The sequence below is a fragment of the Anaerotignum lactatifermentans genome (genome assembly GCF_016902535.1).
Taxonomy (GTDB): domain Bacteria; phylum Bacillota; class Clostridia; order Lachnospirales; family Anaerotignaceae; genus Anaerotignum; species Anaerotignum lactatifermentans_A.
In genome coordinates this window covers 67,757-85,950 of record NZ_JACSNY010000008.1, presented here as the reverse complement: position 1 = coordinate 85,950, position 18,194 = coordinate 67,757, and the positions used below count along the sequence as shown (strand labels likewise).

At 52.2% G+C, this 18,194-nt stretch carries 18 protein-coding genes and 1 riboswitch; of the genes, 8 read left to right on the top strand and 10 right to left on the bottom strand.

What is annotated here, in order from left to right:
• Positions 1-7: 7 nt before the first annotated feature.
• From H9X84_RS08010 to H9X84_RS08000, 3 genes are all read left to right on the top strand, one after another.
• The gene (locus H9X84_RS08010) at positions 8-445 is read left to right on the top strand and encodes an XRE family transcriptional regulator (protein WP_205133711.1); all 438 of its coding nucleotides are present in this window, start codon (positions 8-10) and stop codon (positions 443-445) included.
• Positions 446-696: 251 nt separating this feature from the next.
• Complete coding sequence (locus tag H9X84_RS08005; protein WP_205133712.1) at positions 697-894, top strand: hypothetical protein; 198 nt, start codon at positions 697-699, stop codon at positions 892-894.
• A gap of 63 nt (positions 895-957) precedes the next feature.
• Positions 958-2,100: a substrate-binding domain-containing protein gene (locus H9X84_RS08000; protein WP_205133713.1), complete on the top strand. Its 1,143-nt coding sequence runs from the start codon at positions 958-960 to the stop codon at positions 2,098-2,100.
• A gap of 219 nt (positions 2,101-2,319) precedes the next feature.
• On the opposite strand, the gene H9X84_RS07995 is transcribed toward H9X84_RS08000, so the two are convergent.
• Entirely contained in the window at positions 2,320-3,624 is a 1,305-nt protein-coding gene (locus H9X84_RS07995; protein WP_205133714.1) for a GHKL domain-containing protein, read from the bottom strand.
• The gene (locus H9X84_RS07990; protein WP_205133715.1) at positions 3,624-4,364 is read right to left on the bottom strand and encodes a LytR/AlgR family response regulator transcription factor; all 741 of its coding nucleotides are present in this window, start codon (positions 4,362-4,364) and stop codon (positions 3,624-3,626) included. The genes H9X84_RS07995 and H9X84_RS07990 overlap by 1 nt, the downstream gene beginning before the upstream one ends.
• 289 nt (positions 4,365-4,653) lie before the next feature.
• On the opposite strand from H9X84_RS07990, the gene H9X84_RS07985 reads away from it, so the two are divergent.
• Complete coding sequence (locus tag H9X84_RS07985) at positions 4,654-5,850, top strand: GGDEF domain-containing protein (protein ID WP_205133716.1); 1,197 nt, start codon at positions 4,654-4,656, stop codon at positions 5,848-5,850.
• 74 nt (positions 5,851-5,924) lie between these two features.
• Here H9X84_RS07985 and bilS read toward each other — a convergent pair whose 3' ends face one another.
• The 7 genes from bilS to H9X84_RS07950 form a co-directional block, all read right to left on the bottom strand.
• On the bottom strand, positions 5,925-6,419 hold the full coding sequence (bilS, locus tag H9X84_RS07980; RefSeq protein WP_205133717.1) for a flavodoxin family protein BilS: 495 nt from the start codon (positions 6,417-6,419) through the stop codon (positions 5,925-5,927).
• Positions 6,416-7,528, bottom strand: a complete 1,113-nt coding sequence (bilR, locus tag H9X84_RS07975) for a bilirubin reductase (protein WP_205133718.1) — start codon at positions 7,526-7,528, stop codon at positions 6,416-6,418. Before bilR ends, bilS begins: the two co-directional genes overlap by 4 nt.
• The gene (gene bilQ, locus H9X84_RS07970; RefSeq protein ID WP_205133719.1) at positions 7,521-7,949 is read right to left on the bottom strand and encodes a bilirubin utilization transcriptional regulator BilQ; all 429 of its coding nucleotides are present in this window, start codon (positions 7,947-7,949) and stop codon (positions 7,521-7,523) included. The genes bilR and bilQ overlap by 8 nt, the downstream gene beginning before the upstream one ends.
• A gap of 166 nt (positions 7,950-8,115) precedes the next feature.
• Positions 8,116-8,964, bottom strand: a complete 849-nt coding sequence (locus H9X84_RS07965) for a hypothetical protein (RefSeq protein WP_205133720.1) — start codon at positions 8,962-8,964, stop codon at positions 8,116-8,118.
• Positions 8,965-9,141: 177 nt separating this feature from the next.
• On the bottom strand, positions 9,142-10,314 hold the full coding sequence (gene metK / locus H9X84_RS07960) for a methionine adenosyltransferase (RefSeq protein WP_205133721.1): 1,173 nt from the start codon (positions 10,312-10,314) through the stop codon (positions 9,142-9,144).
• 113 nt (positions 10,315-10,427) lie between these two features.
• Positions 10,428-10,527: riboswitch (SAM riboswitch) on the bottom strand.
• Positions 10,528-10,676: 149 nt separating this feature from the next.
• A complete protein-coding gene (locus H9X84_RS07955) occupies positions 10,677-11,180 on the bottom strand; it encodes a DNA-deoxyinosine glycosylase (protein ID WP_205133722.1) in 504 nt (167 codons plus the stop codon).
• Positions 11,181-11,287: 107 nt separating this feature from the next.
• Positions 11,288-12,934: an FAD-dependent oxidoreductase gene (locus H9X84_RS07950; RefSeq protein WP_205133723.1), complete on the bottom strand. Its 1,647-nt coding sequence runs from the start codon at positions 12,932-12,934 to the stop codon at positions 11,288-11,290.
• 255 nt (positions 12,935-13,189) lie between these two features.
• Between H9X84_RS07950 and H9X84_RS07945 the strand changes: the two genes are divergently transcribed.
• The 3 genes from H9X84_RS07945 to H9X84_RS07935 all read left to right on the top strand — a co-directional run bounded on the left by H9X84_RS07945 (position 13,190) and on the right by H9X84_RS07935 (position 16,553).
• Entirely contained in the window at positions 13,190-14,125 is a 936-nt protein-coding gene (locus H9X84_RS07945) for a copper amine oxidase N-terminal domain-containing protein (protein ID WP_205133724.1), read from the top strand.
• 196 nt (positions 14,126-14,321) lie between these two features.
• Positions 14,322-15,104, top strand: coding sequence for an EFR1 family ferrodoxin (locus tag H9X84_RS07940; protein ID WP_205133725.1), 783 nt, complete (start codon positions 14,322-14,324; stop codon positions 15,102-15,104).
• A 24-nt stretch (positions 15,105-15,128) separates the two neighbouring features.
• Positions 15,129-16,553, top strand: coding sequence for a polysaccharide deacetylase family protein (locus H9X84_RS07935; RefSeq protein ID WP_205133726.1), 1,425 nt, complete (start codon positions 15,129-15,131; stop codon positions 16,551-16,553).
• A 58-nt stretch (positions 16,554-16,611) separates the two neighbouring features.
• Here H9X84_RS07935 and H9X84_RS07930 read toward each other — a convergent pair whose 3' ends face one another.
• Positions 16,612-16,995: a metal-dependent transcriptional regulator gene (locus H9X84_RS07930; protein ID WP_205133727.1), complete on the bottom strand. Its 384-nt coding sequence runs from the start codon at positions 16,993-16,995 to the stop codon at positions 16,612-16,614.
• A gap of 431 nt (positions 16,996-17,426) precedes the next feature.
• On the opposite strand from H9X84_RS07930, the gene H9X84_RS07925 reads away from it, so the two are divergent.
• Positions 17,427-18,155: a DNA alkylation repair protein gene (locus H9X84_RS07925; protein WP_205133728.1), complete on the top strand. Its 729-nt coding sequence runs from the start codon at positions 17,427-17,429 to the stop codon at positions 18,153-18,155.
• The last annotated feature ends 39 nt before the right edge of the window (positions 18,156-18,194 follow it).

Here is an 18,194-nt window from a genome sequence, read left to right as displayed (position 1 = left end):
TATTTCCATGCTGGGGGCCATATCCGCGCTCTATGGCGTGCCCATTGAAAAACTTCTGACAGGCACACTGACGGAAGAACAACCGGAGGGAAATATGAAAAAAGCGAATTATTTTATCTGCCCCCATTGCGGCGGACTGACCGTATCCACAGGCAGCGCCTCTGTTTCCTGCTGCGGCAGAACATTGGAGGCTATGACGGCCAAAAAAGCCGCCCCGGAGGAGAAACTCCATGCGGAGGTTATCGAAAACGACTGGTTCCTCACATCGGACCATCCCATGGAAAAGGACAACTACATCTCCTTTGTGGCCTTTGCCGCCGGGGATAATATCTATCTGTACAAGCAGTATCCCGAATGGGATCTGCAGCTGCGCGTCCCCAAACGGGGCCATGGCATCCTGCTCTGGTACAGCACCACAAAGGGCCTGTTTTATATGTACCTGTAAGCCGCTTTGCATCATAAAAGCGGACGCCCTGCGAGGCATCTTCATAAAGAGACAAAAAAGCGGAACGTCCTGTACTGCAAGACATTCCGCTTTCTTTTTTCCCTCAGACAGGCTTCGCGCGTTTTTCGCAGGGAAGAGCGGAAAACAAATCCTGCACAATACGGCGCAAATTCTTCTCCATTTTCTTCTTCGGCGCAGCTCTGTTTTAAAATGAATACAGAAGAATACAAAAACGAAGGGGGGGAACGAATATGAGCAATACCTGCGACAACAAACGGGACTGCCCCTGCACCTATGACTGTCCACGCCACGGCAAATGCTGTGCATGTGTGGCCCACCACAGGGATCATAACGAAGGCGTCCCCGGCTGTTTCTTTTCCAAAGAAGCGGAAGCCACCTATGACCGGAGCATCGAGGCCCTCGCCCGGGATCACGGCATTATCAAGTGACTTCTTCCCAAAGGAGAAAACAGCGGCATACCACAGAGAAACCACGAAGGAGGGAACAATTTTATGAAACGATGGATCTCAGGAATTTTTGCACTTTTGTGCGTTTTCGCATTTACCGGCTGCTCCGGAACAACAACATCCGAGACGGAACCATCCGCCGTGGAGGCCCCCACCTCCGGGAAAAAGGTGGCCTACATCATGCAGATGGCGCCGTCGGATATTTTCCAGACATGGTCTCAGTCCGCTCAGGAAACAGCGGAAGGGCTGGGCATGGAATATGACGCCTTTTTCTGCGATGGGTCTGATGAACAATGGCAGGAAACCGTGGCACAATGCGCCGCCGACGGCTACGACGGACTGCTGCTCAGCCACGGCGGGGAATCCTATGCCTATTCCTTTTTAACAGATCTGATGGCGGATTATCCCGATCTGAAAATCGTTACCTTTGATACGCAGTTCAAGGACAGCGACGGCCAGACACAGACACTGGAGGGTGTAACCCAGTTCTTCCAGCAGGATACCCAGCTGGCACAGCAGCTGCTGGAATATGTCTGCCAGGAGCTGTATCCGGAAAAAACCGAAGCGGGCGAACCTGTCCAGATCCTGAAAGTATGGGAAGGCCCCGGTTATCTTACTCCCTTTGACCGGCGGCAGGAAGGCTATGCCGCTTATGAAGAAGCCGGGCTGATCCAGACCGTAGAAACCATCGCCCCCTCCGACTTGAGTAATCCCGAAGCCTCCATGGCGGAAGTCACCGCGGCCACACTGGCCAAATACCAGCCGGGAGATATCGACGCCATCTGGTGCTGCTACGACCTTTATGCCAATGGTGTTTATACCGCGCTGACAGAAGGCGGCTATGATATTCCTCTGGTCAGTGCCGATCTTTGCGACGGGGATATTGAAAAAATGGCCGCCGAAGGCTCTCCTTGGAAGGCCTGCGCCACCACCAACTGGAGCTATAACGGAGAATTCGGTATGCGTGTCCTGGCGCTGGAGCTGTCCGGCGATCTGGATGCCATCATCGACCCTATGACCGGGGAACCTTCCAACTGGCTGGAGCTACCTGCCACTGTCATCACACAGGATATGGTTTCCGGCGGGGATATCACCATGGAAAATCTGGATACCGTCGCGGGAGAAGCCTACACAGACCGCTCCTGGATGCCGACCACCGACTGGATGGCGGCGCTGCTGGGAGATTGATATTTCTACAAAAATAAGATATGAAAATAAAAATCCCGGAAATCTTTTCCCGGGAATAAGAAAATCGCTGGAACCCTTTATCCTAAAAGGGTTCCAGCGATTCTATTCTTGATCGAAAATTCCATCCTTAAGCCATCCTCAGCAGAAAGCGGGCAAGCGAACCCCCATGTTTTCTTCCGGGAAAACCGTGTTTTCGAAAAACATGTTCTTCCGAGGGGATCACAACACCAGCCGCAGACGGAAACTGCCGTCTTCCTCCTGGGTAAACTGGTACACAGCGTCGTATTTGGCACAAAAAGCCGCCACCGACTGTACCCCCATTCCATGGCCCTGCTCCTTTGCCACAGGCAGGCCCTGTTCATCAAAAAGCACCGTCCCGGCACAGGGATTGACCACTTCCAGCATCAGGGAAGGACTGCCCATAACCTTGCAGCCGATCTCCCGTTTTTCTGGGGACAGCTCCATATTGGCATGAATGGCGTTTTCCAGCACGTTGGCCAGAACGATAGCCAGTTCCCCCTCATCCACCGGCAGGGTATCCGCCAGAGAGATCTTCGCGTCCACATGGATTCCCCGCCGCCGGGCCTGGTCAAAATATGAGGAGAATACAGCGTCCAGCACCGGGGGACGGCACCAATGGATCTCCTTTTTTGTTTCCAGTCTCTGCTGTGCGGCCTCCAGAAAATCCAGCGCCGCGGCCCTGTCTCCCCGATCCACCAGTTCTTTTACCGTCTGCAGCCGATGCCGCAGATCATGGCGTTCTGTGCGGACTGCCTGTTCGGCGGCCTTCACGCTCTCTGTTCTGCTCTGCAGGGCAGACAACCGCAGTTTCAGCATATCCCGCTCATTGTTGGCCGCCGTTTCCTTCTGGATATGCTCAAAAAACAGGTACATCAGATAATAGGCGCTGCTGCACACCGCCAGCAGGCCCACCGCCATCATCATGGCCGTAGGATAATCCGCCGGCACAATGGTCGTGACAATATGCAGCATCAGCAGGAACGTCACAACGGGAATGATACTCAGCACCCCCCAGCCCCGGTCCAGCTGTACCAGCATTTTCTTGTACGCGGTTTTAAAGCGCCGCAGCACAATGGCCATCAAAAAGAAAAAAATCGTACGCACCACCAGGGTATAATAGGTATCGTACCCTAGAAAGGGCTCGGCCAATAAGGCGGCTATGGTCCCGGTGCAGCCAACGAACAGACCCGTGGCAATGCTGAACACCGCCCGGAAATCCCGTTGTCTGGAACATAAGAGTGTAACCAGAATATAAGGAAATGTCACTGTCATGGCCGCCACACGATAGTATATCTTCCAAAACTGGAAGAAAAGCAGTCCTACCAGATTACTGCCGACAATCATCACCGCTGTAACAATCCATCGCCTCTGCCACAGCTGTACCGGCTTTCGAAAATCAATGAGCATAAACACATAACTGCCCAAAAACATCTGCGTGATTCCAATCAGCAATGTATGGTAAACATCCAGTTCCAATCTATCCTCTCCCTCTTCTGGAATCATTACATGCCTTCCGGTTGTTCCAGCCAGTAATTTCCCCAGGCCATTTTAAAGTCCGCCGCCGCGGTTCTGGGCAGCGTCACCCTCCTGCCGTCATCCAGCAGCGCTTCCTGCTTGTTTACGCCGATCACATGCTGAAAATTCAGCACAAAACTGGCTCCGCACAGACAGAATCTTCGGTCTGCCAAAAGCGGCGCGGCCATCTGCCGGAAAGGAACCCGGATGGTCTGCGAGTCTATGGTGCCGTCCGTACAATAATAGCGCATGATGCGGCCCACACGCTCTACATAGTAGATATCCTCCATAAGGATACGCCGAGGCCCATCTGTGGTATTGACCACCACAGCGCTGTTTTGCCGACGCTGGAGTTTTTCTACGACCCCATCCAACACCTGATAGAGCTTTTCTTCCTTCACCGGCTTCAGCAAATAAAAAAAGGCATGGACATCATAGCTGTCCGCGGCAAAATCATTGGTATGCGTCAGATAGATGATCTCCCCCCGGTCTCCCATCTTTCGCAGTTTCCGCCCGGTATCAATACCGCTGATCTCCGGGAGCAGAATATCCAGAATATACAGATCAAAGCCCTCCCGGTCTCCAACCCGTTCCAGCAAATCCCTGCTGTTTTGGAAGGTCTCGATTTCCCCTTCTAATAAGGGTCTCTGCCGGAAATATTCCTCCAGCAGCACAGCCGTCTGTTCCGTATGCTTTTTCTCGTCATCACATATCGCGATCCGCAGCACAAAATCGCCTCCTTTTCTGCGCAAAACAAATTTTGCACTTAACGCGTCAAATTCTGAATCTATACTTTTCCCCTTCAACGTATGCGTATAAAATGAAAATATCACGGAATCCCTTTAACGTCAAGGGGATTTCGTCAGCGCCCGTTCCCGCCGCCCCTGGCCGCCAGGAACCCCGCGCCGCCGGAAACAGACGCCTGCCGTTTTTCCGTATGAATATAAAGAAAGTCCAAACCGTCTGGCATGGAAAATATCTGCAAAACGTATTGAAAAAGAAAAAGGATTGTGGTCTATGGATAAAACACTCGATTCCAATCAACCCAATAAACTGCATAAATTATTCAGCCATCTGAATATTCCCAGCTTTATCCGCCAGGAATTTTATCAGGAATCCGTACGGAAAAACGAATTTTCCTTATGGTTCATCTGCGCCATTATTTTTGTCATCGAGGCCTTTAATATGGCCCGGGTGCTGCTTTGGTCCACCTCAAAACTGAGCAGCCTGAATAACCGCATTTATTTTGGCATGTACATCCTTCTAATTGTCATTGGCGCCATCTGGCTTTTGGTGCGCCGTCCGCTCAAACGGGCTTCCGCCCTCCATCAATGGGCTGTGCAGTTCAGCCTGACAACGCTGATGCTTTTGTGGCATCTGGCCCTCAACACTTATGACCTCTACCGTGATCCCCACGCCGGGACCGCGGTGCTGACAACGGCGCTGCTGGCCTTATCCCTGCTGATCCAGGCGCCTTTCTGGTGCAGCATCCTGCAGCATGTCATCATTTATGTACTGTTTCTGTTCATTATGGCGCCGCTGATGGACACGGGCAGCATCCTTAATATGACCATTTCCTTTGTGGTCGCTATGTCTGTCTCTCTTGCCCATGCGCACCATATCTGTATCGTCCTCCAGCAGCAGAAGCAGATCGTTCAGATGAACGACACACTGCGGCAGCTGGTACAGCAGGACCCTCTGACGGGACTGCTCAACAGAGCCGCGGTGGAATACCGCGCGGAACAGCTGCTCCAAAATTCCGAGCGTGCCAGAACCGCAACAGGGCTGACCCTGTTCATGATGGATCTGGACGGATTCAAAGAGGTCAATGACCGTTTCGGCCATCCCTGCGGCGACTTTGTGCTGGTGGAGACCGCCAATACTCTGCGCAGTGTATTTACCATGGCGGTAGGCATGGGCCGTATCGGCGGCGACGAGTTCTCTGTGCTTTATGACCGGCCTTTGACGGAAGAAACCGCCCTGGCCCTTGGAAATACACTGCTGAAGCAGCTAAAGGATATCCATTGGCAGGGTCACCCCATGGAAATCGGATGCAGCATCGGCATCTGCATCTGTACCCAGCCCAATTACCCCTATCAGCAGCTTTACGCGGAAACGGACCAAATGCTGTATCAGGCCAAGAAAAACGGAAAAGGCCGCTGCTGTATCCGGAAACTGGATACACCGGCGCCGGAACAGACCGAACAGGAATAAACGCGGGAATCCGTCTGCGCTTCCCATCCAATAAAAAACGCGGGATCTTTTTTTTCAAAGTTCCCGCGTCTTTTTTATTGCCCGAAACTGCCTCTGACCGCCCCTTCCAGCGCCGCCAGATCCTCCTCATTGGGATGGGAAAGGGCTTTTTTGAAATTTTCCAGCATCATGGTGCGGCGGGGAGAATCCTCCATGGCCTCATACCGATCCGCTACCGCCTGGGGCATCTTCCCCTGGCAGAGGAAATGACCCATTTCCGCGGCATCCTCCGGCAGGTTTGTCCGCACCCGTTCCATGATCTGTTCAAAATAAGCGGCACTTTCGCCAAATCCCGCAGTCCCGAAGAAAAAGACCTTTTTTCCGCTCAAACCGGAAAGAAAGTCCGCCGTTTTTTCCGGGCAGGTGCCTTTATCCGTCCAAAATCCCACAAAGATCCATTCCGCTTTCAGCGCCTCCGCCTCTGGAACGCCGAAATAGACACAATCCTCCTCCGGCAATATTTGCCGGATACGTTCCGCCAGCATAGCCGTGTTTCCTGTCCTGCTTTCGTAACAAACGGCATATTTCATTTCTTCCCGCTCCTTTCATAAATACAATGCGTGCCTTCGTGCCGCTGGAGCCCTCCCAGACAATCCCGGTTGCACCGCACACATTTTCTGATGTCCTCTGTTTTTCCTGCCGCCGTCTTTTGTACCCATGCCGGGTCCGCCAGCAGCTGACGGCTCATGGCCGCCATTTGTATCCTGCCTTTGGCCAGCTGTTCCTCCACAAAATCCGGACTGGACAGCCCGCCGACGCCGCAGATAGGCAATTTTGTGTATTTTCTCACTGCATCCGCCAGAAAAAGAAAGCATCCCTCCGCTCCAAAAGCAGGATGATCTTTGGGCGGTATGGTATCTGTCAAAGAGGAGTGGTTGGCCAGCGTCACATGAAAGCTGTCGGCCCCGGCCCGTTCCAGCAAAGGCACCACCGTTTCCAGCTCCTCCACCGTAAAACCCGCCTTGCCATAGGCCGGATGTTCCATACGCACCGCCAGCTTCACGTCAATGGGCATCTCCGGCAGAGCCTTCCGTACAGCGCTGACGGCCTCCAGCAAAAATCTGGCCCGTTTTTTCAATGTGCCGCCATAAGCATCCTCCCGATGGTTAAACAGGGAGGAGGCAAAACTGCCGCACATCCGGTCCCCATGAACCTGCACCACATCAAAGCCCGCTTCCTTGGCCAGCACTGCCGCCTCTCCGAAGGCTTTCGTCGTGGCCCGCACTTCTTTCAGCGGCATCTGAGAAATATACGCCCCGATTTTTTCGTTGAGCTTCTGCCGCAGTTCGTCGGCCGTCATCCGTTTTGCCAGCACCGCCGGAAGATAGGGCAGCATCCCTTTGATATCCGAATCGCTCTGATGGAGCTGGGCGCATAAAAGACATCCATGGCGATGTACCCGTTCCGCCAGTTTGGTGTAAAAGGCCATGCCTTTTTTGGAATAGAGGGAAGGGCCGAAGGCGCTCTTTCCCACCGGCACATCCCCCACCACAATCATGGCACAGCCGCCGGCGGCGATCCCTTCCATCCGCTCCAGATATTTTTCCCCGGAAACACCTAATGTGGTAGGCGCGAATAGGATTCTGTTTTTCAATTCCACGGACCCCAGCTTCATAGGGCTGCAAATGGTCTCATACATCCGCTTCCGCCCTCCTCTGTGCCCATATTTTTTTCATCTGACTCAGCAGTGCCTGCCGTTCCTCCTGAGAAAACCGAGAAAAGACTTCCTCGTCCCACTGGGCGAATAAACGGCGGCTGGCCTGACTGATCTTCTCCCCTTCCTCTGTCAGATACAGCTGCTTGGCCCGCTTATCTTGCGGATTCACTTCCTGCCGGAGAAACCCTCTTTCCTCCAGCTTTGCCAACAGCCGTGCCGTATACCCGGCGTCTGCCGCCAAAGCGGCAGAGACCTCCTTGGCCAGACATCCTCCGTGATTTCCAATGTAAATTATATAAAACAGTTCCCTCTGGGTCACGCCCATCTCCTGCAGCTGATGGCCGCAGTAGGCGCTAAAATCCCGACGCAGCTGAGAAACCAGAAAAGCCAGTGTATCTTTCATAACACATCCTCCTTTACTTGATTTTGTCAAGTATATCTCATTTACTTGATAAAGTCAAGTATTTCCCCATCAGAAAGCGGCGCCTGACCACAGACTCCCCATAAGAACACTTTTTCTTATGAAAAAGTCGAAAACGACGCCGCTCAAAAATTCTCCTGTTTCAGGCTCATCCCAGGTAATACCCGGCAAACACTTCCGTGTCTCCCATTTCCACCTTTTGAATGGTTTCCATGTAGGAGACGCTGCCGCCCTGGCCCTCGCCAGTTTTCTGGTAAAGGTCCCCAGTGCTTTTTTCCACCAGAAACAGCCCCGGTCCTTCCAGTACATAATAACCCGCCACAATATCCTCCGTGAATGCCATCTCAGAAATCTCCTTTTCGATGGCAGCGGAAACAGCAGGGTCTTCCGCCACACGGTCCTGTACAATCCAGCCGCTTTCCCGTTCCGCTTCCAGACAGGCGGTCAAAGTCTCTTTTGCCCGCTCCAGCGCTTCTTCTTCCGTCAGCACCGTCTGCCGGAACTCCACACTGATGATAGGATTCCCCAAAGGAGCGATACCGTCCCGCTCATAGGTCACTTCTGCCCCCAATGCTTCGGCAATATCCCGCAGAGGCAGCATTTTGGAGGTATCCAGTGTCCCGCCTTTGCTGCTGACCATCAGCTTCTGGTCGTCTCTGACCAGAGAGACGCCGTTTTTTTCCTCGGCAACCGCAAAGCCCAGATCCTCCACCAAAACAGACAGGGGAACATAGGCCGTATCTTTGATGATCTTCACATCCGCCGCTGTAAAGACACCGCTGCACAGCAGGAATTCCCGTTTTTCCCCTTCCCGCAGGAGGATCTTCGTTTCTTCCCCCGACGTAAAGAGATATTCCCATTTTCCCGCCTCCAGATCGGAGTCCTCCGCAGAAAGGGAGCAAACATAGGTCAAAGAAGGGGCCGCATCCGCCGCCAGGGCTGCCGTGGGCAAAAGCAGTACTGCCGCCAGAACGCCCGCCAAATATGCTTTTTTCATGTCAAGCCGCCTCCTTTCCTGATTTTGCGCCTTTCTCTCTAGTATTATTTTCTCTTGTTCCGCCTTAGAATACAAGGACGATCCCATAAATTATATTAACAATTCCATTAACTTTTTGTTACGAAAATATAGAAAAACGGCATATGACTTTCGTCATATGCCGCAATCTCTCTTTTCTCAGATTTTGAATACGTCTGTTTTGTCTGTTTTTTCCCAGGGCAGATCCAGGTCTGTTCTGCCAAAGTGGCCGTATGCCGCCACCTGTTTGTAAATGGGTCTGAGCAGGTCGAAGTTTTTGATGATAGCCGCGGGGCGCAGGTCAAAATTCTTCTGTACCAGCTCTGTGATCTTTTCATCGGAGATCTTACCGGTGCCAAAGGTGTTTACCAGAATAGATACGGGTTTTGCCACACCGATGGCATAGGCCAGCTGTACCTCACACTTTTTGGCGATGCCGCTGGCAACGATGTTTTTCGCTACATATCTTGCCGCATAGCAAGCGGAACGGTCTACCTTCGTAGGGTCCTTGCCGCTGAAAGCGCCGCCGCCGTGAGCAGCGTAGCCGCCGTAGGTATCTACGATAATCTTTCTGCCGGTCAGACCGCTGTCGCCCTGAGGGCCGCCGATAACGAATCTGCCGGTAGGGTTGATATAGTATTTTGTGCTGTCATCCAGCAGGTCAGCGGAAATTACTTTCTTTACCACATGTTCAATGATGTCCTGACGAATCTGTTCCTGTGTGGCTTCGGGGTCATGCTGTGTGGAAACAACCACTGTATCTACACGAACGGGCTTTTCATCCACGTATTCCACAGTTACCTGTGCCTTGCCGTCGGGACGCAGATAAGGCAGTGTGCCGTTTTTGCGCACTTCCGCCAGTCTCTTGGTCAGCTTATGGGCCAGAGAGATGGGCAGAGGCATCAGTTCCTCTGTCTCGTCGCAGGCAAAACCAAACATCATGCCCTGATCCCCTGCGCCGGTATCGAATTCGCTGTCATCTTCGCCGGTCTTGTTTTCCAGCGCCTTGTCCACGCCCAGAGCAATGTCGGGGGACTGACCATGGATAGAGGTCAGTACGGAACAGGTCTCGCTGTCAAAACCATATTTCGCGCGGTTGTAGCCGATCTGGTTTAATGTGTCACGGACAATGCCTTCCACATCTACATAGGCGCTGGTGGTGATTTCCCCCATTACGAAAATAATGCCTGTGGTGGTGCAGGTTTCGCAGGCAACTCTCGCCTTAGGGTCCTTTGCCAGAATGGTATCCAGAATGGCGTCGGAGATCTGGTCACAGATCTTATCGGGATGCCCCTCTGTTACGGACTCGGATGTAAATAATCTTCTGCTCATAAAAATCCTCCATTGTGTTTGTTTGTATTATCAAGTTTCTGGTCTTTGAACAACTGCCGTTGTCTCTTTTTTGCCCAGGGCATAAAAAAAAAGCCGCAGGGCTTTTCCGATCTTACTCATCTTCCGCAATACTGCGGGGGAATTGGCACCGATGCGTTTCCGCCGGTTGCCGGGTGTCACAGGGCCCTGTCCCTCAACCACTCTTGATAAGCTTCCTTATTCACTTCTGTTGCATTGTATCAGGTTCTCTCTCCCCTGTCAACGGAAAAAGACAGAAAAACCTACTGGTTTTATACACTTTTTTGATATTGTATAAGTTTTTCCCTGTCCTTTCCCGCTTTTGGTGCAAAACGCCCAGACCTCTACCCCTCAAAAAACGGCAGAAGGGCCGCGCCCCACGCCTCCCGCAGACGTTCCATGGTCCATGCGGCGTTGGCGGGACTGGTGGAAGGCAGGGATACCGCCGCAATCCCCGTTTGGGCATACAGAAATTTCTTGTACAGCCGGGCCGCCGTTGCCCCATTGACAAAAATGGGGATGTTTCCCGTCTGGGACAGAATGGGCCGCAAATCCACCGGCACCACATTTCGGATACTGCTGTCGCTGCTACCGGTAATGGTGCAGCGTTCCACCACATCATAGAGAGCGATGCCGTGGCGCAGAAGGAGTTTTGTTTTTTCTTCCTTCGTTTCCGGCGGCTCCTCTCCGCAGAGAAAGGCCAGCAGGGGCCAGAACCGATTCCGCGGGTGACCGTAGTAAAAATCCTTTTCTCTGGATTTCACTGAGGGCACCGTCCCCAGAATCAGCAGACGGCTGTTTTTGTCAAAAATCGGCGGAAAGGTATGTACTACTTCGATGGGCTCCATGGTCTCCCTCCTTTTTGCTTTTCTTACATTATAAAAGTCTTTTTTCTCTTTCTCAAGTCCCGCGGCAAAAAGAGCGCGGACCGTGCCCACGCTCTTTTCTGTATCATTTACCTTCTCTCTTCTTCTGCTGCGGGAGGTTCGTTAACCCACAGCGCCCCTTCCAGTACCTTTGTATTGGTATAGCCGAAATGCTTCAGTCTCTGCTGGAGCAGATAACTGCGTTTGCCCTTGGTGCAGATCAGCAGGATGGGCTCATCCTGTTTCACGCCTTCCAGAGGGCCATTGACCTTGGCCACATCCACAAACTGTGCCTCCGGCAAGGCCTGTACCTGCGAAACGTCGATGATATGGTATCCCCGGCCTCTGTTTTCCAGATATTCCGCCGGTGTCATGGAATCCAGCACGCCCTCCATTTTATTTCTCAGGATATTCAAAGCGCCGGTAAAGGGATGGATCGCCGTAGAGAACGGCGGCGCGTAAGCCAGATCCATATTCTCCAGCTGGTCCACAGTTGCGCCCAGTGTAATAGCCGTTACGGCAATATCCACCATCTTGTCCACAGCGCCAGGGCCAAACACCTGGATGCCCAGCAGCTTTTTCGTTTTCCTGTCGGCAATAAGCTTTGTTACGAAGTTATCGGCGCCGGGATAGTAATGGGCCTTATCATCATTGACCACCACCACGGTCTCCACATCATAGCCGACCGCCTTCGCCGCCGCTTCGTTCAATCCGGTCCGCGCGGCGTTCATTCCCGGCAGTTTCACTACGGCTGTACCCAGTACACCGCCAAAGCGCTGTTCCTTTCCCGCCAGCACTTCCGCCAGCACACGTCCCTCCATATTGGCGGCGGAGCCCATGGGAGACCATTGTGTTTCCTTCGTCAAGGCATTGGAAACCACAGCGCAGTCCCCGGCGGCGTAAACATCCGGCAAGGCCGTGCGCATCTGCTGGTCCACAAAGATGGCGCCATTTTTGGCGAATTCCAGCCCTGTATCCTTCAAAAATGCCGTATTGGGCCGGATACCCAGAGAAAGCACCACCACATCCGCCGCCAGCAGTCCTTTGTCTGTCTGTACGCCTTCCGCCTTTGTTTCCCCGGTGATTTCTTCCATTTTGGTGGAGGTCAGCACAGAGATCCCCATTTTTTCCAGATGACGCTTGCCATAGGCCGCCATTTCCGGATCAAAGCCCGGCAGTACCTGCGGCGCCATATCCATGACCGTCACCCGCAGGCCCTGTTCCTGCAAATTTTCCGCCACTTCCAGACCGATAAATCCGCCGCCGGCTACCACCGCCGTTTTTGCTCCGTTTTTCTTGATATAGGCCTTCAGGCCATCAGCATCGTTGGGGGTACGCATGGGAAATACCCCTTCCAGCTCCACGCCCTTCATGGGCGGTACGATGGAGGAAGCGCCTGTGGCAATAACGCAGGCGTCATAGGGATATCCCTCCACAGTGCCTTCCGCCAGATTTTTTACGGTAACGGTCTTTGCCGCCGGGTCCAGCTTTACAGCTTCCCGGTCTGTCAATACCTGCGCCCCTGTCAGAGCGGCGAATTTCTCCGGTGTATTGACAATGATCTTTTCCCGATCGGTAATCACATCGCCTACATAATAAGGCAGGCCACAGCCAGCGTAAGAAATATCCCTGTCCTTGGTCAGGATCTTCACATCCGCGTCAAAACACATTCTCTTCAATTTCGCTGCCACCTTTGTGCCTGCCGCCACACCGCCTAAAATCAATACGTTTCTCATGTCTCCAGCCTCCCTTTCGCTCTGCGGTTTTTGTTTTGTTCTGACATCAGTATACTCCTTCCACAGCCGCCGTTCTGTAACCGGGTCACATTAGGCCGATTTTTATGTATCAAAAGAAATACAAAAAAAATTTTATTTTTTTCGGAACTTTTTCAAAACCGCCCCGTCTGAGTATACAGAGCCGGTGAGAAACCGGTGAAAAAAATCAGAAAAACGAAAATCAATCTCAAAGATATTTTTTAGGAGGAAAACAATATGAAAAAGAATCTCAACGCAAAAAAAATCGCGGCACTGACACTGGCATTTACCGTACTGGGTACCACAGCGGCTTACGCTGACGTAATGAACGGCGAAGCAGACAGCACCACAGCGGCTGTACTGGCAGATGTGGAAGAAACAGAAGCATCCGAAGCTGCTTACCTGACAAACAGCGGCAAGATCGTAGAGATCTCCGACACACAGGACGGCAACAAGGTAATCACTATCGACAACGAAAACGGCGGCCTGCGTTTTGTGGTATCTCCCACAACTACTATCGCTGACAGAAAAACAGGCTCCATCATCACAGCAGACCAGTTGACAGACGGCATGGAAGTTGCTGTTGTTTACGGCGCAAACAGCCCCATGGGCATGAGCATGCCTCCTTACCTGGGCAGTGTTTCCGCAGTAGTGGCTAACGCGGATCAGGGCTTCATCTGTGTTGGTCTTTTCAATGAAGATCTGGTAAACACCGCTGATATGCTGCAGCTGAATGTGGACGCTTCCACAACTATCCTGACAACTCTGGGTACCAGAAGCATCCTGAGCGCTGATGACATCAAAAACAAAAACGCGGTGGTATTCTATGATGTAACCACAAGAAGCATCCCCGCGCAGACCACTCCTTCCTTCGTTCTTCTGCTGGAAGAAAGAGAAGCTGTGGAAGAAACAAATACCGCTGCTGTCAAAGAAGTAGAAGCACCCGAAACCGTTGCGCTGCGTGACGCTGCGGAAGCAAAGGGCTATACTGTAACATGGCAGGGCAAGACAGAACCCGTTCTGCTGGAGAAAGACGGCATTGTATCCAGCGTAACTATGGGCAGCACCACTTATGTAGTGGAAGGCGATATGGCGATGACCGCTGCATCCGCTCCCGTACTGACTGACGGCGTACTGTATGTATCCGCTGACGTAATCAGCAACCTGAAATAATAGATCCCCCCTCTGTTCCATACAGGCAGGACGCAAAGACGTCCTGCCTGTTCTTTTTTATCAGAAAAGTTATAAAAACTTAATAAAAAAGAAAAAATCATACCTCTATTTTGTGGTATGATGGAAAAAAGCCGTCGGTCTGGCGAAAGCACCGTCCGACGCAGACAATACAATCGAATTCGGGGAGGTTATGACTATGATCTTTTATTTTTCCGGCACAGGCAACTCCTACCATACCGCAAGAATGCTGGCGGAAGGCCTGGGCGACCATATGGTAAATCTGGCGGAGGCGGCCAAAGCCGGCAACTATACCTATACACTCAAACCCGGGGAAAAACTGGGCTTTGTATTTCCCGTATACAGCTGGGCACCGCCCAAAGCCGTAGAGGACTTTATCAAAAATCTGGAATTATACTATGCCGATGATATCTATACCTACGCGGTCTGCACCTGCGGTGACTCCGCCGGGGAAACCATGTCCATTCTGGAGGGCTGTCTTCAGGAAAACGGCCTGTCCTTGGACAGCGGCTTTTCCGTGGTCATGCCCGACAACTACGTTGTCATGTTCCGGGTGGACTCCCCCGAAGAACAGCGTAAGAAATGGCAGCATGCCGACGAAGTGATTCAGCTGATTCTGCGGGCCGTCAAGCTGGAAAAAAGAGACTTTTTCCGGGTGAAAAAAGGACGGGGCTCCTTTGTTAAAAGCAATATCATCAATCCTTTGTTCCGGCGCTTTGCCACAAAAACAGACGCTTTTTACCCTACGGTCAACTGTATCGGCTGCGGTCTGTGCGCCCAGGTCTGCACCTCCGGCTGTATCACCATGGCCGCGGGCGTTCCCGTCTGGGAAGAGGACCACTGCAATATGTGCCTGGCCTGTCTGCACCGCTGTCCTCAGCATGCCATCCAGTATGGCAAAAAAACTGTCAAAAAAGGGCGCTATCTGCATCCTGACTATCAGAAAGGCCCTCAGTCATAACAACGTTTCCAGGAGGTGGAACACATGAAAAAAACATCCTTCCTCTGGCTCTGCCGGCTCTTGGTCCTGACCATGCTGTTGGGTCTTGGCATGACCTCTGCCGCCAGCGCCCAGGATTCCTTTGCCTCTTCCGCCCAGCAGTATTTTGCGCAGCAAAAATCCTCGCAGACAGCGGGAGAAGCCCAGCAGATCATTTCCGACCAGAATCCTCTGCCCTACGCGGTGGAATATCCCGTCATCGGCACAGAATCCGTTGACGCCAAAATAAAAGAAGCCGCTATGCAGCTGGTTACGGACTACCAGACCCGGTATGCTGACGCACAGGCGGCCGCCGCGGAAGTTTCCCGACCCAAACAGGCGGCTTATCTTACAATCAGCTACACCTCCTTTTTGACGGAGGATCAGCTTTATAACGTCGTCTTTACGGAAAACTATGGCGAAACGGACAGTGCAGCCTCCTTTACCAAATACCACGTCTATGTTTTTGATCTGAAGACAGGGAATCCCTTCACCTGGGAAGATCTGTTCCGCCCCTCCTACAAAGAAAAAGCGGAAGAATATGTCACATCCTATTTCATGGCTGATGAGGATACCGCCTGCCGTCTTTTCGGCGGTACACAGGCTCTTTCCGCCGGCAGAGGATGGTATGATTCCTTCACCGTCAGCGACAGCGACATTGTGTTCTATTTCGATAAATACTCCATCCTGCCCGCCTCCTGCGGCGCGCCCATGGTCATCGTTCCCAGAGATGTATTCTCCGGCTCCTATCTGACGGACCCGGAGGAAGTCGAGCCGGAACAGCCTGCGGCGGACAGCGGCAGAGTCATTGATCCCAATCAGCCCATGGTAGCTCTGACCTTTGACGACGGCCCCAGCACCGGCGCTACCAACCGGATACTGGATACACTGGAAAAATACGGCGTTGTGGCTACCTTCTTCGACGTAGGCTACCGGGTAGAGCGTTACCCTCAGGTAACCCAGCGGGAACAGGCTCTGGGCTGCGAAATCGGCAGCCACTCCTATGACCATAAGGATTTTTCTACCCTGACGGCGTCCCAGATTCAGGCGGATCACGCGAAGACAAACGCCATTTTCCAGAAGGTCATCGGTCAAACCCCCACTCTCTTCCGTCCGCCCTACGGCAGCTTTAACGCCACCGTGCGGCAAAACTCTCCCTATTCCATCGTCATCTGGTCCGTAGACACTTTGGACTGGAAGAGCCGGAACGCTGACAGTATCCTGGCTTCCATCAAAAAAGAAGGGAATCTGGACGGCAAGGTGATTCTGATGCACGGCATTTATGACTCCACGGCAGACGCAGTGGAAACTTTAGTGCCCTCTCTGCTGGAACAGGGCTATCAGCTGGTAACCGTATCGGAAATGATACAATACCATATCGGCGAAACCCCTGTGCAGGGAAAAGCATACCAGTACAGCGATTTCCGCTGAACAGGCAAAAAAATAACAGGAAGGCTCCGCAAAACAAGCGGCTGTCCCTTCCTGTTTTTTATTCCTCTGATTTTCGCAGGCTGGCCTCATGATGCCGTTTCATGCACAAAAACGTCTCTTCGCTGAGGATATGCTCCATCCGGCAGGCATCCTGCAAGGCCGTTTCCTCTGAAACGCCGATGCGCATTAAGGCGGCCGCAATCACACAATGCCGCTCATAGGTGCCTTCCGCGATCCTGCGCCCCTCCGGCGTCAGAACGATACGGCTTTTTTCCTCTACGGAAATATAGCCCTCCGCCCGCAGTTTTTTCATGGCGTTGCTGACGCTGGGCTTGCTGAACCCCAGCTCCGTGGCAATATCTATGGCACGGACATAACCAGTCCTTTGCTCCAGCAGATAAATGGTCTCCAGATAATTTTCCATGGATTCTCTTGTTTTCATCCGGTATCTTCCGCCCCCTTTCTCCTTCTTATGTTATCAAATTATTCCTTCTGTTACAAGTTTCTCCCTTAAGTTCCCGGCGAAAAAAAAATTTCTGCCGCCGAAATGGAATGTTTTTCCTAATATATATTGACTTTTTTGCGAAAATATTGCATTATAATAAAAAATGTTTCTATTCTAATACTTATTTTTTATGATAGAAAAACATTTTTGTAACGTTGCTTGTTTCTGTAGTTTGGTGTAATCTCCTAACACCAGACTATTTTGAATCAAACTTTTCATCTCTTCTTGTCATTGTTTCTCCGTACAGTAAGACGCCCCCCAAATTGTCTTGCTGTATTAACAATGACAGCCCTTAAGAGAACAGCGGCTTTCCCCCCAAGAAAGGCCGCTGTTTTCTTTTTCAGAAAAAAAAGAAAGGCGGTATCCTCATGGAACCAAACCACATCATCTGGACAAAAGCGTCCTATCAGGATTTCCTGAAGGACCTGCGGCAAAACGCCGATGAAACATACCGGCTCTTCAACGAATCCCTGCTGGCCTCCCAGCTGCCTACTCTGGGACTGCGCCTGCCCCTTCTGCGCAAAACCGCCAAGGAAATTGCCAGGGGCGACGCCTCCGCTTTCCTGAGTGTCTGCGGCACAGACTTCCACGAGGAACGCCTGCTCTACGGCATGGTCTGCGCCGCTCTGCCTTATGCGGATTTTCTGCCCCACAGTGACTGCATGGCGGAAGAGCTGACGGAAAACTGGGCCATCTGCGATACCTTCGCCTCTTCCCTGAAAAAAGTTCTGGCAAAGGGTACGGCAAAAGCGGATTACTTCCGCCACATCCAGGCATATCTTGCTTCCTCGAATCCCTGGGCGGTTCGTGTGGGGCTCATCGTTATGCTGTCCCAGTATCTGGAAGAGACTTATCTGCCGGAAGTACTGCGCCGTACTGCCGCCGTCCAGTCGGAGCATTACTACGTCCGTATGGGTCAGGCATGGCTTTTGGCTACGGCATGGGCCAAGTTCCCGGAAGAAGTCCGTGCCTTCCTGCCCACAGCGAATCTGGAGCCTTGGACCTTCCGGAAATTCGTACAGAAGGCCCGAGAATCCTATCGTGTCTCGCCGGAGGACAAGGCATATCTGAAAAGCCTTCTGCCGCCCAGAAAATAAGCATACTAAAACAGGAGTCCACATCCTTAAGGATGTGGA

Bases quoted from the DNA above. Each gene is read 5' to 3' on its own strand.
- H9X84_RS07930 (WP_205133727.1), bottom strand. From the start codon at position 16,995: ATGAAAACAAGAGAATCCATGGAAAATTATCTGGAGACCATTTATCTG.
- H9X84_RS07985 (WP_205133716.1), top strand. From the start codon at position 4,654: ATGGATAAAACACTCGATTCCAATCAACCCAATAAACTGCATAAATTA.
- H9X84_RS07925 (WP_205133728.1), top strand. From the start codon at position 17,427: ATGGAACCAAACCACATCATCTGGACAAAAGCGTCCTATCAGGATTTC.
- metK (WP_205133721.1), bottom strand. From the start codon at position 10,314: ATGAGCAGAAGATTATTTACATCCGAGTCCGTAACAGAGGGGCATCCC.
- H9X84_RS07945 (WP_205133724.1), top strand. From the start codon at position 13,190: ATGAAAAAGAATCTCAACGCAAAAAAAATCGCGGCACTGACACTGGCA.
- H9X84_RS07940 (WP_205133725.1), top strand. From the start codon at position 14,322: ATGATCTTTTATTTTTCCGGCACAGGCAACTCCTACCATACCGCAAGA.
- H9X84_RS08010 (WP_205133711.1), top strand. From the start codon at position 8: ATGCTGGGGGCCATATCCGCGCTCTATGGCGTGCCCATTGAAAAACTT.
- bilQ (WP_205133719.1), bottom strand. From the start codon at position 7,949: ATGAAAGATACACTGGCTTTTCTGGTTTCTCAGCTGCGTCGGGATTTT.
- H9X84_RS07955 (WP_205133722.1), bottom strand. From the start codon at position 11,180: ATGGAGCCCATCGAAGTAGTACATACCTTTCCGCCGATTTTTGACAAA.
- H9X84_RS08000 (WP_205133713.1), top strand. From the start codon at position 958: ATGAAACGATGGATCTCAGGAATTTTTGCACTTTTGTGCGTTTTCGCA.
- bilR (WP_205133718.1), bottom strand. From the start codon at position 7,528: ATGTATGAGACCATTTGCAGCCCTATGAAGCTGGGGTCCGTGGAATTG.
- H9X84_RS08005 (WP_205133712.1), top strand. From the start codon at position 697: ATGAGCAATACCTGCGACAACAAACGGGACTGCCCCTGCACCTATGAC.
- bilS (WP_205133717.1), bottom strand. From the start codon at position 6,419: ATGAAATATGCCGTTTGTTACGAAAGCAGGACAGGAAACACGGCTATG.
- H9X84_RS07950 (WP_205133723.1), bottom strand. From the start codon at position 12,934: ATGAGAAACGTATTGATTTTAGGCGGTGTGGCGGCAGGCACAAAGGTG.
- H9X84_RS07965 (WP_205133720.1), bottom strand. From the start codon at position 8,964: ATGAAAAAAGCATATTTGGCGGGCGTTCTGGCGGCAGTACTGCTTTTG.
- H9X84_RS07995 (WP_205133714.1), bottom strand. From the start codon at position 3,624: ATGATTCCAGAAGAGGGAGAGGATAGATTGGAACTGGATGTTTACCAT.
- H9X84_RS07935 (WP_205133726.1), top strand. From the start codon at position 15,129: ATGAAAAAAACATCCTTCCTCTGGCTCTGCCGGCTCTTGGTCCTGACC.